Source organism: Proteus penneri (genome assembly GCF_022369495.1).
In the GTDB taxonomy this organism is placed as follows: Bacteria; Pseudomonadota; Gammaproteobacteria; order Enterobacterales; family Enterobacteriaceae; genus Proteus; species Proteus penneri.
Window position 1 is genome coordinate 3,617,380 of record NZ_CP059690.1, and the last position, 14,523, is coordinate 3,631,902.

At 40.8% G+C, this 14,523-nt stretch carries 14 protein-coding genes; 4 read left to right on the forward strand and 10 right to left on the reverse strand.

The features are described 5' to 3' along the window. Nucleotides 1-35 precede the first annotated feature (35 nt). A complete protein-coding gene (locus H1225_RS16275) occupies nt 36-467 on the forward strand; it encodes a DUF805 domain-containing protein (protein ID WP_072064656.1) in 432 nt (143 codons plus the stop codon). A gap of 54 nt (nt 468-521) precedes the next feature. Here H1225_RS16275 and fpr read toward each other — a convergent pair whose 3' ends face one another. Next, the gene (gene fpr, locus H1225_RS16280) at nt 522-1,268 is read right to left on the reverse strand and encodes a ferredoxin--NADP(+) reductase (protein ID WP_109848270.1); all 747 of its coding nucleotides are present in this window, start codon (nt 1,266-1,268) and stop codon (nt 522-524) included. 332 nt (nt 1,269-1,600) lie between these two features. On the opposite strand from fpr, the gene emrD reads away from it, so the two are divergent. Next, nucleotides 1,601-2,785: a multidrug efflux MFS transporter EmrD gene (gene emrD / locus H1225_RS16285; RefSeq protein WP_109848271.1), complete on the forward strand. Its 1,185-nt coding sequence runs from the start codon at nt 1,601-1,603 to the stop codon at nt 2,783-2,785. Nucleotides 2,786-2,886: 101 nt separating this feature from the next. On the opposite strand, the gene glpK is transcribed toward emrD, so the two are convergent. After that, nucleotides 2,887-4,419 (reverse strand): glycerol kinase GlpK, encoded by a 1,533-nt coding sequence (glpK, locus tag H1225_RS16290; RefSeq protein WP_109398903.1) that lies wholly within the window; start codon nt 4,417-4,419, stop codon nt 2,887-2,889. 42 nt (nt 4,420-4,461) lie between these two features. Beyond that, on the reverse strand, nt 4,462-5,277 hold the full coding sequence (locus tag H1225_RS16295) for an MIP/aquaporin family protein (RefSeq protein WP_006534156.1): 816 nt from the start codon (nt 5,275-5,277) through the stop codon (nt 4,462-4,464). A gap of 294 nt (nt 5,278-5,571) precedes the next feature. On the opposite strand from H1225_RS16295, the gene zapB reads away from it, so the two are divergent. Then, a complete protein-coding gene (zapB, locus tag H1225_RS16300; RefSeq protein WP_072064652.1) occupies nt 5,572-5,814 on the forward strand; it encodes a septal ring assembly protein ZapB in 243 nt (80 codons plus the stop codon). 93 nt (nt 5,815-5,907) lie between these two features. Here zapB and rraA read toward each other — a convergent pair whose 3' ends face one another. The 7 genes from rraA to priA form a co-directional block, all read right to left on the reverse strand. Further along, nucleotides 5,908-6,411 (reverse strand): ribonuclease E activity regulator RraA, encoded by a 504-nt coding sequence (rraA, locus tag H1225_RS16305; protein WP_006534154.1) that lies wholly within the window; start codon nt 6,409-6,411, stop codon nt 5,908-5,910. Nucleotides 6,412-6,520: 109 nt separating this feature from the next. Then, the gene (locus H1225_RS16310) at nt 6,521-7,438 is read right to left on the reverse strand and encodes a 1,4-dihydroxy-2-naphthoate polyprenyltransferase (RefSeq protein ID WP_072064651.1); all 918 of its coding nucleotides are present in this window, start codon (nt 7,436-7,438) and stop codon (nt 6,521-6,523) included. A 97-nt stretch (nt 7,439-7,535) separates the two neighbouring features. Further along, entirely contained in the window at nt 7,536-8,870 is a 1,335-nt protein-coding gene (gene hslU / locus H1225_RS16315; protein ID WP_006534150.1) for an HslU--HslV peptidase ATPase subunit, read from the reverse strand. Nucleotides 8,871-8,882: 12 nt separating this feature from the next. Continuing rightward, on the reverse strand, nt 8,883-9,413 hold the full coding sequence (gene hslV / locus H1225_RS16320; RefSeq protein ID WP_006534149.1) for an ATP-dependent protease subunit HslV: 531 nt from the start codon (nt 9,411-9,413) through the stop codon (nt 8,883-8,885). Nucleotides 9,414-9,527: 114 nt separating this feature from the next. Beyond that, nucleotides 9,528-10,319 carry an SPOR domain-containing protein gene (locus tag H1225_RS16325; RefSeq protein WP_239739298.1) on the reverse strand — a complete coding sequence of 264 codons (792 nt, stop codon included), beginning with the start codon at nt 10,317-10,319 and terminating at the stop codon, nt 9,528-9,530. Between the two features lie 70 nt (nt 10,320-10,389). Beyond that, nucleotides 10,390-11,385 carry a DNA-binding transcriptional regulator CytR gene (gene cytR / locus H1225_RS16330; RefSeq protein ID WP_229578522.1) on the reverse strand — a complete coding sequence of 332 codons (996 nt, stop codon included), beginning with the start codon at nt 11,383-11,385 and terminating at the stop codon, nt 10,390-10,392. Between the two features lie 341 nt (nt 11,386-11,726). Continuing rightward, nucleotides 11,727-13,928 (reverse strand): primosomal protein N', encoded by a 2,202-nt coding sequence (gene priA, locus H1225_RS16335; RefSeq protein ID WP_109848272.1) that lies wholly within the window; start codon nt 13,926-13,928, stop codon nt 11,727-11,729. A 203-nt stretch (nt 13,929-14,131) separates the two neighbouring features. Here priA and rpmE point away from each other — a divergent pair, with 203 nt between their 5' ends. Next, the gene (gene rpmE / locus H1225_RS16340; RefSeq protein WP_006534140.1) at nt 14,132-14,344 is read left to right on the forward strand and encodes a 50S ribosomal protein L31; all 213 of its coding nucleotides are present in this window, start codon (nt 14,132-14,134) and stop codon (nt 14,342-14,344) included. Nucleotides 14,345-14,523 lie beyond the last annotated feature (179 nt).

Consider the following 14,523-nt stretch of genomic DNA (forward strand, 5'->3'; position numbering starts at 1 on the left):
TGTAATTCACAAATTAAGTAAATTATTGAGAATTTATGACCTTACAACATTGGGTATTTTCATTCAAAGGGCGAATTGGACGTCGTGACTTTTGGGCTGGTTTAGGGGGTTGTTTCGCTCTTTTTTTAGGCCTTTTTATTATCAATGATATGATTTATCCATTACCTGCCATTGTAATATGGATAGTGTTCCTTTTTATTCTTTATCCGCTATGTGCAATTTTTACTAAAAGACTCCATGATAGAAATAAAAGAGGAATATGGCTTTTATTACTTTTACTTGCTGTGATGTTGGGGCTGGCAGATACAAGTAGTTTAGAACCATTTTGGCAATGGGCGATAGGACGTTTTCTTCCTTCTTTTATCGGAATGATTATGTTGCTTGATTGCGGTGTCTTTGTTGGTAATGACGGTGAAAACTATTTTGGTAAACAGACTGAACAAGTAGATTATCGTCGCTGGCGTTAATCTATATGATTAAATTAATGAGGGTGAGAGAAATAAGCTCACCCTTATTTTTTATTACCAATATTGCTCACTGGTGATATGTCCGGGTTTGCGTCGTAAGTGCTTACGCATTTCCCGTTGTTCTTTTAAGAGTTGTTGAGTATCTCTGACCATTTGAGGATTACCACACAACATAATATGGCTCTCTTCTGGGCTGATGGTTAGGCCAACCGTTTTTTCTAAAGCGCCACTTTCAATTAATGCAGGAATACGTCCGGTTAATGAGCCAATGTGATTTTCACGGCTGACAATGGTTTGAATACGTAATTTGCCTTGATAACGTTCAACGAGTTTTTCCATTAAAGGTAAATAACTTAAGTCATTAGCATATCGAACAGCATGAACAAGAACGATATTTTCAAATCGCTCAAGATCGTGACCTAATTGCAAAATAGATAAAAAAGGCCCAATGGCGGTTCCTGTCGAAAGCATCCAAAGTGTATTTGTTGTGGGAATTTCTTCTAATACAAAAAAACCACTGGCTTGCTTAGTGATCAGGAGTTCATCACCGACGTTAAGTGCGCTTAATTTAGGGCTTAATTTTCCATTAGGCACAGTGACCAGATAGAATTCTAAATTGGGATCATCTGGTGCGTTTACATAAGAGTAGGCTCGTTGTACTCGCTCTCCATCAATATCTAGCGCTAATTTTGCAAATTGTCCGGCTGTAAACTTATCAATAGGAGCATTGACGACGAGACTTATTAACGCATCAGTCCAGTGATGAACTTGAATAACTTTTCCATTCACCCAATTAGCCATAGAGATAATCTCCTTTTGATAAACACGCTTATGTTGCTTATTTATTCTAAATAGGAAGTGGCTTTTTATTTATCAATATGGTGTGGTGATGTGATTAATCTAAGATTTTGTCAATAAATGACACAAAATGTACATTTATATTGACATCTATGGTGTATTTCTCTGACATTAATCTTTATACAAAAATTGCTGACTATCTCGCAAATTTCTCCAAATTTGTTAACTTAGTCTCATTCTGAGAAGGTACGCATTTTGCAGAGTTTATTTTTATAAATTCTCTGTGGTATGCGTCTGTCCGTTAATTTATTTATCTAAAATTCTTGAGAAAAGAAATGAGAAAGTTAGAGCATGCAAATCTATTATTATTGATAATTGCATTGGTTGCTGTGGGTCAAATGACTCAAACTATTTATGTTCCTGTTATTGCTGATATGGCCGTTTACTTTGGTGAACCCACAGGGGCGGTACAGCAAGTTATGGGGGCCTATCTTTTTTCTTATGGTTTTTCACAGTTAATTTATGGACCTATATCCGACAAAGTAGGGCGCCGTCCTGTTATTTTAGTCGGAATGACTATCTTTTGTTTATCTACGCTGGTGGCGATTTTCTCGCAAAATTTAATCACACTGGTTATTGCCAGTACCTTGCAAGGTATGGGAACAGGTGTTGCGGGTGTCATGACACGTACTCAACCTCGTGATTTATATACAGGCACTGCATTACGTTACGCCAATAGTTTGTTAAATATGGGGGTTTTAGTTAGTCCATTATTAGCGCCGATGATTGGTGGTGTTGTCGCTCACTTCTTTGGCTGGCATGCGTGTTATATCTTCTTATTATTATTAGGAACCAGTGTCCTGTTTTGTATGTATCGTTGGATGCCAGAAACGCGCCCAGTGCAAGTTGAAAAACGTAAAATGTTGTCATCATTTTACTTACTACTTTCAAATAGTACTTTCAGTGCATTTTTGATTATGTTGATTTGTGCATTATCTGGTATTGCTGTTTTTGAAGCATCAAGCGGTGTGTTAATGGGAGGAGTATTAGGATTAAATAGTATTACTATCAGTATATTATTTATTTTACCGATCCCTGCGGCATTTTTTGGCGCTTGGTATGCTGGTCGTGAAGGTAAAACCTTTGTGCAATTGATGTGGCATTCTGTTTTTTGTTGTTTATCAGCCGGTATCTTAATGTGGCTCCCCGGTTGGCTAAATATCATGAATATTTGGACGCTTCTAGTACCTGCCGCACTATTTTTCTTTGGTGCTGGTATGCTATTTCCATTGGCAACAACGGGTGCAATGGAACCATTCCCTTATTTAGCAGGCTCCGCGGGTGCATTGGTGGGTGGACTACAAAATGTGGGTTCAGGTGTTGCAACATGGTTTTCAGCCTTATTACCACAACATAATCAATTTAGCTTAGGTATGATTATGTTTGCGATGTCAGTGGCTATTATGCTTTGTTGGCTTCCTTTGGCTCATCGTTTTAGCCATGAAGAACATACTATTTAGGCTATTGGTGTCATCAATTAAATAAAAATGCCGAGAATAGAATTTTCTCGGCATTTTGGTTTTGTAGCCTAGGCTACTTCTCTCTCAACTCGTTGTATTAATTAAGCGCGATCTTCCCACTCTTGAGCGCGAGCGACGGCTTTTTTCCAGCCGTTATAGCGATAGTTGCGCTCAGTGGTTTCGATACCAGGGCGGAATTCTTTATCAATAGCAGCTTTGTTTTTCACTTCTTCTAAATCACTCCAGAAACCAATAGCAAGACCTGCAAGGAATGCTGCACCTAATGCGGTACTTTCACGAACAACAGGGCGTTCTACACGAGTACCTAAAATATCGGATTGGAACTGCATTAAGAAGTTGTTGGCAACAGCACCACCATCAACACGCAGTGATTGTAAACGCGCACCTGAATCGGCTTGCATTGCATCAAGTACATCGCGTGTCTGATAAGCGATAGATTCTAAGGTTGCACGAATGATGTGATTACGGTTAGCACCACGGGTTAAACCAAAAATAGCACCACGAGCATACGGATCCCAATATGGTGCACCTAAGCCTGTAAATGCAGGAACAACATAGACACCATTAGTATCGTTTACCTTAGTTGCGAAATATTCAGAGTCGGTGGCTTCATCAATGAGTTTTAGCTCATCACGTAGCCATTGAATGGACGCGCCACCAACGAATACGGCACCTTCTAAGGCATAGTTTACTTCACCGCGAGGGCCACAGCAGATAGTTGTTAACAAACCATGATTAGAGCGAACGGCTTCTGTACCCGTATTCATCAGTAAGAAGCAGCCTGTACCATAGGTATTTTTCGCCATCCCACTTTGTACGCAAAGTTGACCATAAAGTGCAGCTTGTTGGTCGCCCGCCATACCCGCGATAGGAATACGTGTACCCCCTTTACCACCAATGTTTGTTTGGCCATAGACTTCTGAAGATGGCACCACTTTTGGTAACATATTGCGAGGAATATCCAGCAGATCGAGAATTTTTTGATCCCAATCTAAAGAGTGGATATTGAATAACATGGTGCGTGAGGCGTTAGTGTAATCTGTAACGTGAACGCGACCTTGTGTCATTTTCCAAACTAGCCAAGTATCAACAGTACCGAATAGCAATTCGCCTTTTTCTGCTTTTTCACGCGCACCTTCGACGTTGTCGAGGATCCATTTTAATTTTGTACCAGAGAAATAAGGGTCAACCATTAACCCGGTGTTTTGACGAATATATTCTTCAACACCTTCTTTATCTTTTAAACGCGTACAGAAATCCGCAGTACGACGGCATTGCCATACAATGGCGTTATAAACAGGTTTACCCGTTTCTTTATCCCATACAATCGTGGTTTCACGTTGGTTTGTAATACCAATACCGGCAACGTGGTCGGATGGAATATCTGCTTTTGCTAATACTTCAACTAGGGTTGCACTTTGTGTTGCCCAAATTTCCATTGGATCGTGTTCAACCCAGCCTGGCTTAGGATAGATTTGGGTGAATTCGCGTTGTGAAATACTGACGATATTGGCATCATGATCAATAACTACGGCACGTGAGCTTGTTGTACCCTGATCCAGTGCAACAATGTATTTTTTCTCGGTATTCGATGTATTTGTTTCTGTTGTCATATTAGTAACCTGTTCTGATAATCAACAATATTGCTCTTAATTTTATTTATCGTCTTCAATTTTGCAGGTATCGCAAGGTAAATGACGGCCAATTAATTTACGGTAAGCCAATGCACCTAAGATACCACCGATAAATGGAGCAATTATTGGAACTAAGAAATAAGGGATATCGCGTCCACCAGTCAGCGCAATATCACCCCAGCCAGCAAAGTACGCAACCAATTTTGGACCAAAGTCACGAGCTGGGTTTAAGGCGAATCCGGTTAATGGGCCAAATGCACCACCGATTACGGCAATTAAGATACCAATTAATAAAGGTGCTAATGGGCCTTTAGGTACACCGTTGCCATCATCAGTTAAGGCTAAAATTAAGCCAACTAATATAACGGCAATGATAACTTCAACAAAAAAGGCATGTATAACGGAAATTTGAGCTGCAGGATAAGTTGAAAATACACCAGCGGTGAAGAGACTTTCTTGTGAGCCTCTGACAATGCCATTAACTTGTTCGTAGTCGAGGAAAACACTGTAATACATAAAGTACACAATAGCTGCGGCAAAGAAGCCACCTAACATTTGTGCAATAATATAAGGGATAACTTTTCTGCGTTCAAAGCAAGCAAATAACCAAAACGCAACAGTTACTGCTGGGTTCAAGTGAGCACCAGAAGTGCCAGCGGTAAGATAAACGGCTAAGGCAACACCCAGCCCCCAGATAATACTTATCTCCCACAGTCCTAGCTCTGCACCTGCAATACGTACTGCAGCAACACAACCAAGACCAAAGAAGACTAGCAACGCAGTTCCGATAAATTCAGAGATGCATTGACCCATAAGAGAGGTTTTCGTCTGGCTCATATATTCTATCCTGAAAGAGGGTTATTTATTGTTAGTATTCTTTTCGAATTGAAAAGATAACTGTGAATTTATCGTTAATGAGCGTAAACGAGAATAAGCGAAATTGAAATTTGTGTGTCTCATCAAGAAAATGAGTGAAAACGCTCTTAATTAGTGACTTGATCGACATTTGTAATGTGATCTGACCAGTGTTTTTGAAAAATTGAAAAAAGAATGTAATTCCTCGGAAGATGCTAGACAGTTGTTGATAGGCTACTTACAATCGGAAGTATCGATTATATGGGGGATTACAGTATGTCATTTGAAGTTTTCGAAAAGTTAGAATCAAAAGTACAACAAGCAATTGATACCATCACGTTATTACAGATGGAAATCGAAGAGCTAAAAGAAAAAAATGATGCGCTGAGCCAAGAAGTTCAAGAAGCAAAAGGATCACGCGAAGCCCTTGTTCGTGAAAATGAAGAATTGAAACAAGAGCAATCAAGCTGGCAAGAGCGCTTACGTGCGCTGTTAGGCAAAATGGAAGACGTGCAGTAATTGTCTTTGTTTGCTTAAAACCTAAAAAACAAAAGCCACCGTTAGGTGGCTTTTGAGTATTGAAATCGTAAGAATGCAATTAAAAAGTAACAATTACTCTTCAATCAAATCTTCATCTAAGCCTAATGGTTCTTCTGATAAGATGATCCCAGTGTTATCGGCATAAAGATAATCACCAGAGAAGAAGGTAACACCACCGAAGTTAACACGGATATCACTTTCACCAATGCCTTCACTTTGGCAACCCGCAGGGATAGCTGCCATTGCTTGAATACCTAAATCAAGCTCTGATAATGCATCAACTTGACGTACTGCACCGTAAACAACAATGCCTTCCCATTCATTAGAAACAGCAAGTTGCGCGAGTTCAGCATCAACTAAGGCTTTACGTACAGAGCCACCGCCATCGACCAAAAGAATGCGGCCTTTACCATTTTCTTCGAGTAAATCATAAAGCAGGCCATTATCTTCAAAGCATTTAACGGTGATGATTTGCCCGTTAAAGGCACTTTGACCACCAAAGTTTGAGAAAAGCGGTTCTACGACATTGATATCTTCTTGATAGATATCACAGAGTTCAGAAGTATCATATTTCATAGGAGATTACGTCAGGTTGCCACAGGAAAGGCCAGTATATCCCTTAACAGGGGTGGTTGGCAAAAGACTCACTGAAATTTCAGTGAGTCAAATCAACAATCGAGTGAAATTATTCTAAAACTAAACCTAAAGAGAAAAGAACGTTAGTTAGCAGTGCTGCTTTTACCATGTGTTCGAGTAGAGGACGCATCCCTTCGCCGGAGTGATCAGCGTTTACACGTTTGATATGCAGTAAAAGCATCGGGGTGGCGAGTAAAAATAACCACGCGGTCCAGCGATGCATATAGAGTAGAGTAAAGATAATTAAGCAGGCAATAGAGAGAAAAATAACACAGGTATGGTAAGTCCGAGAGCCAGCAGGGCCTAAGCGAACCGCTAATGTATTTTTACCTGCCTGAATATCACTTTCTAAATCGCGCATATTATTAATGTTTAGAACAGCGACAGAAAGTAAACCACAGGCCGTAGCAGGAAGTAGGGTAACAATATCAAAGGTGTTAGATTGTAAGTAATAAGTTCCGATGACACTCAACCAGCCAAAGAAAATTAAAACAGAGATATCACCTAGCCCCATATAACCATAAGGGCGCTTACCCACGGTATAAGTAATTGCAGCAACAATAGCGAGTAAACCCATCACTAAGAAGCCAATAGCGTCTTCAGGCTTTTTACAGGCGACAATAATCAGTGCAATACCACAGATACAGGAAATAATAACATTTAAAATCAGCGCTTTTTTCATTTGAGCGGCTGTTATTATGCCTTTTTGCATTCCACGAAGTGGCCCTAAACGCTCTTCAGTATCCGTTCCTTTTACGGCATCACCGTAGTCATTAGCAAGGTTTGATAGGATCTGTAACGTTCCTGCTGTCAAAATAGCAAGCAGTGCAATAGGTAGCTCAAAATGCCCCATCCAATACGCTAATGCGGAGCCAGTCACAATGGCAATTAACCCTAAAGGCAGTGTTTTGGGTCGTAAACTTTCAAGCCAGGCTTGAGTCCGGCTAGTGGAATTTAGAGAGCTCATGCTGAAATTCGATACTCATGTTCGTTGTTATTATAAAAATAAGAATGGGAGGCAAGCCTCCCACGTAAATATTGCTGATAAGGATCGCACAAGTTGATTATAAAATAAATCGACTCAGATCTTCATCTGCGACAAGCTCATCCAGATGCTGTTTTACATATTCTGCATCAATCAATATTGATTGACCTTGACGTTCACTCGCATCGTAGGAAATTTCTTCCATCAAACGCTCTAAAACAGTATGTAAACGACGAGCACCGATATTTTCAGTGGTTTCGTTTACACGCCATGCTGATTCAGCAATTTTGCGAATACCGTCTTCGGTGAAGCTAATAGACACCCCTTCGGTTGCCATTAATGCTTCATACTGTTTTGTTAACGATGCATTAGGTTCAGTTAGAATACGCTCAAAATCTTCTGCTGTCAGCGCTTGAAGTTCGACACGAATTGGCAGACGTCCTTGCAACTCAGGAATTAAATCAGAAGGACTGGAAACTTGGAAAGCACCTGATGCAATAAACAGAATATGGTCTGTTTTTACCATACCGTGTTTTGTTGAAACTGTACAACCTTCAACCAATGGTAAGAGGTCACGTTGTACGCCTTCACGAGAAACGTCAGGGCCAGAACTTTGTCCACCACGTTTACAGATTTTGTCTACTTCATCAATAAAGACAATACCGTGTTGTTCTACCGCATCAATCGCTTGTTGTTTAAGCTCTTCAGGGTTAACTAATTTAGCTGCTTCTTCTTCAACAATCAGCTTAAACGCATCTTTGATTTTCATCTTGCGTGCTTTTTGTTTCTGACCTGCTAAATTTTGGAACATAGATTGTAATTGATTAGTCATCTCTTCCATTCCTGGAGGAGCCATGATTTCAACACCCATTGGTGTTGCAGATAATTCAATTTCAATTTCTTTATCGTCTAATTGGCCTTCGCGTAATTTTTTACGGAAAGATTGACGTGCTGCTGAAGGTTCTGATGCTTGTTCTGCTACGCCCCAGTTATTTTTTGCTGGTGGAATAAGTACATCGAGGATACGTTCTTCAGCCATTTCTTCAGCACGGAAACGATTTTTATCGATAGCTTGGCTACGCACCATTTTGACTGCAGAGTCGGTTAAATCACGGATAATTGAATCAACTTCTTTACCCACATAACCCACTTCGGTGAATTTGGTTGCTTCAACTTTGATGAAAGGCGCATTGGCCAATTTTGCTAAACGGCGTGCAATTTCAGTTTTACCTACACCAGTAGGTCCAATCATCAGAATATTTTTAGGTGTTACTTCGTGACGCAACGCTTCATCAAGTTGCATACGACGCCAGCGGTTACGTAGGGCAATTGCCACCGCACGTTTCGCTTTATCTTGACCAATAATAAATCTATCGAGTTCGCTGGCAATTTCGCGAGGAGTCATTTCAGACATGCTCTCAAATCCTTACTCTTTTGAAGAGAGTTCTTCAAAGTTAACATTGTGGTTAGTATAAATACAGATATCTCCAGCGATGCTCAGCGCTTTTTCAGCGATTTCGCGTGCAGAAAGTTCGGTATTTTCTAGCATAGCTCTAGCCGCTGCTTGTGCATAAGGGCCACCAGAACCGATAGCAATTAAATCGTTTTCTGGTTGAACCACATCACCATTACCCGTGATGATAAGCGATGTATTTTCATCTGCAACAGCAAGCAACGCTTCTAATTTGCGTAGCATTCTGTCTGTACGCCAATCTTTAGCAAGTTCTACCGCAGCTTTAGTTAAATGCCCTTGGTGAAGTTCTAATTTGCGTTCAAACAGTTCAAAAAGAGTAAAAGCATCAGCAGTGCCGCCAGCAAATCCCGCAATGACTTTGTCGTTATAAAGACGGCGTACTTTGCGAACATTGCCTTTCATGACGGTATTACCCATCGTCGCCTGTCCATCACCACCGATTACAACTTGGCCCTTACGGCGAACACTTACGATTGTAGTCATGAGTCAGCCCCTGGTTTAATCAATAAAAAAATGGGACGGGAAGTGCTTTTATCTAAGATAAAGTACGACCCGTTGTGTGAATTAGAATTATAGGTGGGGGAGATAATTTATTTTTCAACCCCCAGAAGAGCGAAGAATACAACCTGATACACCCGCTCCAGTCGCTTGTTTACTCACTGAGTTGGCTTGTTCTTTACTGTAAGGGCCTGATAATACGCGGATCCAGCCATCATTGCCTTTCGTTACTCGGCTTTCAACACCAGAAAAAGCTAGCGTTGCTCTCACAGATTCAGCTTGTTCGGTATTTTTAAATGAGCCACATTGCACTAAAAATTTTGTTTCAGTCACCGTAGGTTTAGGCGTTGTAACAATCGCAGGTGCTTGCGGTTGTTGAGTTTGTGCTGGCTGTTGTGAAACAGAAGGCGTTGTTGTTGCTGGTGGTGTTACAACCACTTGTGAGCGCGGGACTTCACCATTATAAGGCACTTCTGGCAGTTGAAGGGCGGGTTGGCGTTTATCCGCTTCAATTTGTTGTAAAAAACGCAATTGTTCAGGCGAAAGTGTTGCTTTCGGATTAATCTGGCTACCTGATGAAGGAAATTCAGGCTGTAAAGGTGTACCCACCTGACGATTTTCCAATTCTTTAATATATTGCCAACGCTCTTGCGGTTTTGGCGGTAGGCTATTCGCTGGATGTTGCCCAGTGATAGTTGGCGTTGTTTCTACGGCTTCTTTTTTATTATGTGTAATAAAATAGAGGCCGCCGATAAACAGCGCCACAATAGCGATTGCCGCGATAAGCGTTGTTAAAGGCAGCCCTTTAGCAGCCTTTTTGCTCTTACTTTTCGTTGTTTTTTTACGACGAGCAGATGTCTGCCCTCGTCCCACATAGTCTCGTTGTGCCACAGTTCGATTCGCTGATAATTAAAGGAATAGGTATCACAAACGATATGTTACTTAACATAGTGTGTTTTGCCTAGCTTTTAAGCCGACAGACACTGTCTCTTATAATTAGCTCACAATCTAATAAGCGAGAGCCAGGTGCAACAGGTCTACCTTGTAGTTGGTCGAGTAATAACAACATCGATTCACGTCCTATTTGATAACGAGGTTGTTCCATTGTTGTCAGAGCAGGTTCGCTATAACGTGTGATATCCAGATTATCAAAACCAATAACAGAGAGATCTTTAGGAAGCTCTAATCCTAATTTTTTTGCCTGCCACATAACGCCAATTGCCATTATATCACTATGACAGAACACAGCAGTGGGTGGCTCAGGCAATGAAATTAACTTTTTCAGACTTTCTGCACCGCTTTCATGGGTAAAATCACCACGAATAATATAATCTTCACGTAAGGGTACGCCTGTTCTACGCATGGCTTGAATATAGCCTTGCAAGCGATAACGACATAAAGGCATATCTTCAGGGCCTGTAATACAAGCAATACGCTTATGCCCCATTTGCTGTAAATAGTGTGTTGCTCTAAAAGAGGCTGTCAGATTATCGATATGAACAGTCGGTAATTCAAGTTCAGGTGCAAACTCATTTGCCATGATCATCGGCGGTAAATTTTTCTGTTCTTCTTTGGAAACATCAAAAGGGATGTGTGAGCCAAGAAGTAACATGCCGTCAATTTGTTTGGTGATAATAAGATTAATAAAGGCATTTTCATGTTTTTGCTGATGTTTACAATCACCAATTAACACGAGATAACCATGTTGTGCAGCGGTTTCTTCAATGCCACACACAACATCAGTAAAAAAGGGATCGCTGATGTTAGGGACGATCACTAGGATCGTTTTTGACTCGTTACGTTTAAGGTTTTTTGACAGGTTATGTGGATAATAGCCGACATCAAGAACAGCCTGTTCAACTTTCTGACGGGTTTGTGAGGATACTTTTTCCGGATTCATTAATGTACGTGACACAGTTGCTGTGGACACGCCGGCTGCAAGGGCAACATCTTTCATTGTTGCTTGCGTATTATCTTTATTATTTTGTTGCAAACCCCATACCTCCCTTTTGGATGGTTTAGTTAAACGATTGCTTTTTTATTGCAAAAAAACCGCCAATATTTAAAAAAGGATTTTATCGACGGTTTTTAATTCAAGAAATATTCTAAATTGTTATTCTACCCACTTTTTAAATAGATACTGTTACCTAGTTTGCATAAAAAGTGTGATACCAATCGTTTTTATGAGGTAGTTCGCAAAATTGATAAATAGTCTTTGATTGTAACGAGTATTCAAGCGGAATTATATCCTTAACATAACGCTGGCTAAAATATAGTCAAGTTTGGTAGAGAAGATCCTTAACAATCTGTTGGGTCAACATCAATATTCCATTTCACTTTTTTACTTTCAGGTAAGGCGACAATCTGAGGATAAGTGACAGACATTAATTTTTGTAAATAACTCCGCGAAGGATGTTGGAGCAATAATTGCCAACGATAATTTCCACCTCGTTTAGCTTGAATTGCCGGAACAGGCCCCATTACCCATAAATTAGTATCTCGCATTGGGTGTTGTTCAAAAAACTGCTTAAGCTGTCGCAAGAACTGGGGGGCACGTTGATTATTGTGATCTTCAGAGCGGATCATAATATGACTAGAATAAGGCGGTAAAAAAGTGGCTTGTCGCTCCTGTAAAGCTTCTTTCGTGAAAGCGTCATAACCTTTTTCTAATAGTGTCAGCAGCAGAGGGTGATCTGGCTGGTGAGTTTGTAAATATACCGCGCCTTGCTTACCTGCTCGGCCTGCACGGCCTGATACTTGTGTATAAAGCTGGGCAAAGCGTTCGGCCGCACGGAAATCACTGGAGAACAGCGCGCCATCAACATCCAGTAAAGCCACTAAGGTGACATCAGGGAAGTGATGCCCTTTGGCTAACATCTGTGTACCAATAAGAATACGTGAGCCACCTTGATAAATATCTTCCAGTTGTTGTTCTAAAGCGCCTTTGCGGCTTGTTGTATCTTTATCAATTCGCGTTATTGGTGTATCAGGAAATAATTCACCAATCCCTTGCTCAAGTTGCTCTGTTCCTAATCCTACGGGTATTAAATTTGTTGAGCCACATTGTGGGCATTGTGCTGGAATTCGTCGCTGACTATCACATTGATGGCAACGTAACATGCCATGTTTTTGATGGATCGTATAATAGTGATCACAGCGGGGGCATTCTGCTATCCAACCACATTCATGACATAACAATGCGGGCGAAAATCCTCGGCGATTTAAGAAGAGCATAACTTGGTTACCCGCATTAAGGTGCTCTTTGATTGCTTTAATAAGAATTGGAGACAACCCTGTTGTGAGTGGTTGGCCTTTTAAATCAATTAAATGCTCGGTTGCAGGTTTTGCATTGCCTGCACGTTGAGTTAGAGTGAGTTGTTGATATTTTTTTTGCTCAACATTAAAACTGGTTTCAATTGATGGCGTTGCGGTTCCCATCACGATAGGAATATTTTCTTGTTTTGCACGGAAAACAGCGAGGTCACGTGCATGGTAACGCCAACCATCTTGTTGTTTATAAGAACCATCATGCTCTTCATCGATAATGATAATACCAAGATGCTGGAAAGGGGTGAGGAGCGCTGATCGTGTACCAATAATAATGGCATTATCACCGCGTTTTGCTCGTAACCAAACGGCTAAGCGTTCAGTATCATTTAATCCTGAATGAAGCACATCAACAGGCGCATTAAAGCGCGCCTTAAAACGACGAATGGTTTGAGGTGTTAAGCCAATCTCAGGCACGAGAATCAATGCTTGTTTACCTTCCGCGAGAATTTTTTCTAATACACTTAAATAAACTTCTGTTTTACCTGAACCTGTAATGCCCAATAATAACCAAGGTGAGAATTGATTGGCCTGTGCAGTGATCGCACCTACGGCAATAGCTTGTTCAGTATTTAATTTAAACCGTTCGCCTTGAACAGTAAGATCATTGTGCCAGTGTATAGGAGCAGGTTGAATAGGACGGAGATCTGCAAAGGCTTTCTTTTTTAAGTTGTTGAGTGTTGCTGTGGTGATCTCAAATTCATCAAGTTGATGGCGATATAATGGTGTACGGCGAAGCGCCGCTAATGCTTGTTGCTGTTTTTTTGCACCTTTTAAACTATTGAGGTCAAGATTAAGTCCCTCTTCAGTGGCGTACCATTGCCATAGTGGTGTGAATTCTGCGGGTTTTCCTTGTCGTAACAAAATTGGCATGGCGTGAAATAACACTTCCCCTAACGGATAGTGGTAATACGCCGATGCCCAATTTAACATATCCCACAAAACACCAGGAAAGAGCGTTTCGCTATCAAGGAGCTCATCAATAGGCTTTAGCTTTTCGATAGGAAACTCACTGTGTGTGCTGAGTCCTTTGACAATACCAAGAGAGCGGCGTTTATTACCAAAAGGCACGATCACCCGACTACCGATAACAGGTGCATCCATCCCTTCTGGTAACAGATAATCAAAAGAGGAAAATAGTGGTACAGGTAAAATCACCTGAACTATGGTCATATCAGGGTTTCCGAGAGTTTTAGCGAAAAGGTGTCTTTAAGAATATCACAAAAAGTGTGCAGATTTCATTGCGCGTTTAGTCGATATTCTGTATGATCCGCCCCCTTTGGTAGATAAATTACCAAACACTTAATTTCAATCAACACGACGTGTGGTGTTCGGCTGTGGGCTGAATGGCGACACGGCCTTAGTAGAGGTTTTCCATGCAAAAAGATATCCATCCTAAATACGAAGAAATTACTGCATCTTGTTCTTGCGGTAACGTTATGAAAATCAACTCCACTGCGGGTCATAACCTGAATCTGGACGTTTGTGACAAATGCCACCCATTCTATACTGGTAAACAACGTGATGTTGCAACTGGTGGTCGTGTTGATCTGTTCAACAAACGCTTCAAAATTCCAGGCAGCAAATAAGATATTTGTTGTCACAAGATGTCAGCCTAGTCTGGCATCTTGCAGACAGTTCGGAATTGAAAAAAAGCCCAAAGTTTTTGCTTTGGGCTTTTTTTATGGGCAAAGTATTCTCTTTTTAGATAACGCTTTTGATAGTGACAAGCCAGATCACAATTGATAAATTATCTATTCATTCATCT

Bases quoted from the DNA above. Each gene is read 5' to 3' on its own strand.
- H1225_RS16275 (WP_072064656.1), top strand. From the start codon at position 36: ATGACCTTACAACATTGGGTATTTTCATTCAAAGGGCGAATTGGACGT.
- fpr (WP_109848270.1), bottom strand. From the start codon at position 1,268: ATGGCTAATTGGGTGAATGGAAAAGTTATTCAAGTTCATCACTGGACT.
- emrD (WP_109848271.1), top strand. From the start codon at position 1,601: ATGAGAAAGTTAGAGCATGCAAATCTATTATTATTGATAATTGCATTG.
- glpK (WP_109398903.1), bottom strand. From the start codon at position 4,419: ATGACAACAGAAACAAATACATCGAATACCGAGAAAAAATACATTGTT.
- H1225_RS16295 (WP_006534156.1), bottom strand. From the start codon at position 5,277: ATGAGCCAGACGAAAACCTCTCTTATGGGTCAATGCATCTCTGAATTT.
- zapB (WP_072064652.1), top strand. From the start codon at position 5,572: ATGTCATTTGAAGTTTTCGAAAAGTTAGAATCAAAAGTACAACAAGCA.
- rraA (WP_006534154.1), bottom strand. From the start codon at position 6,411: ATGAAATATGATACTTCTGAACTCTGTGATATCTATCAAGAAGATATC.
- H1225_RS16310 (WP_072064651.1), bottom strand. From the start codon at position 7,438: ATGAGCTCTCTAAATTCCACTAGCCGGACTCAAGCCTGGCTTGAAAGT.
- hslU (WP_006534150.1), bottom strand. From the start codon at position 8,870: ATGTCTGAAATGACTCCTCGCGAAATTGCCAGCGAACTCGATAGATTT.
- hslV (WP_006534149.1), bottom strand. From the start codon at position 9,413: ATGACTACAATCGTAAGTGTTCGCCGTAAGGGCCAAGTTGTAATCGGT.
- cytR (WP_229578522.1), bottom strand. From the start codon at position 11,385: ATGAAAGATGTTGCCCTTGCAGCCGGCGTGTCCACAGCAACTGTGTCA.
- priA (WP_109848272.1), bottom strand. From the start codon at position 13,928: ATGACCATAGTTCAGGTGATTTTACCTGTACCACTATTTTCCTCTTTT.
- rpmE (WP_006534140.1), top strand. From the start codon at position 14,132: ATGCAAAAAGATATCCATCCTAAATACGAAGAAATTACTGCATCTTGT.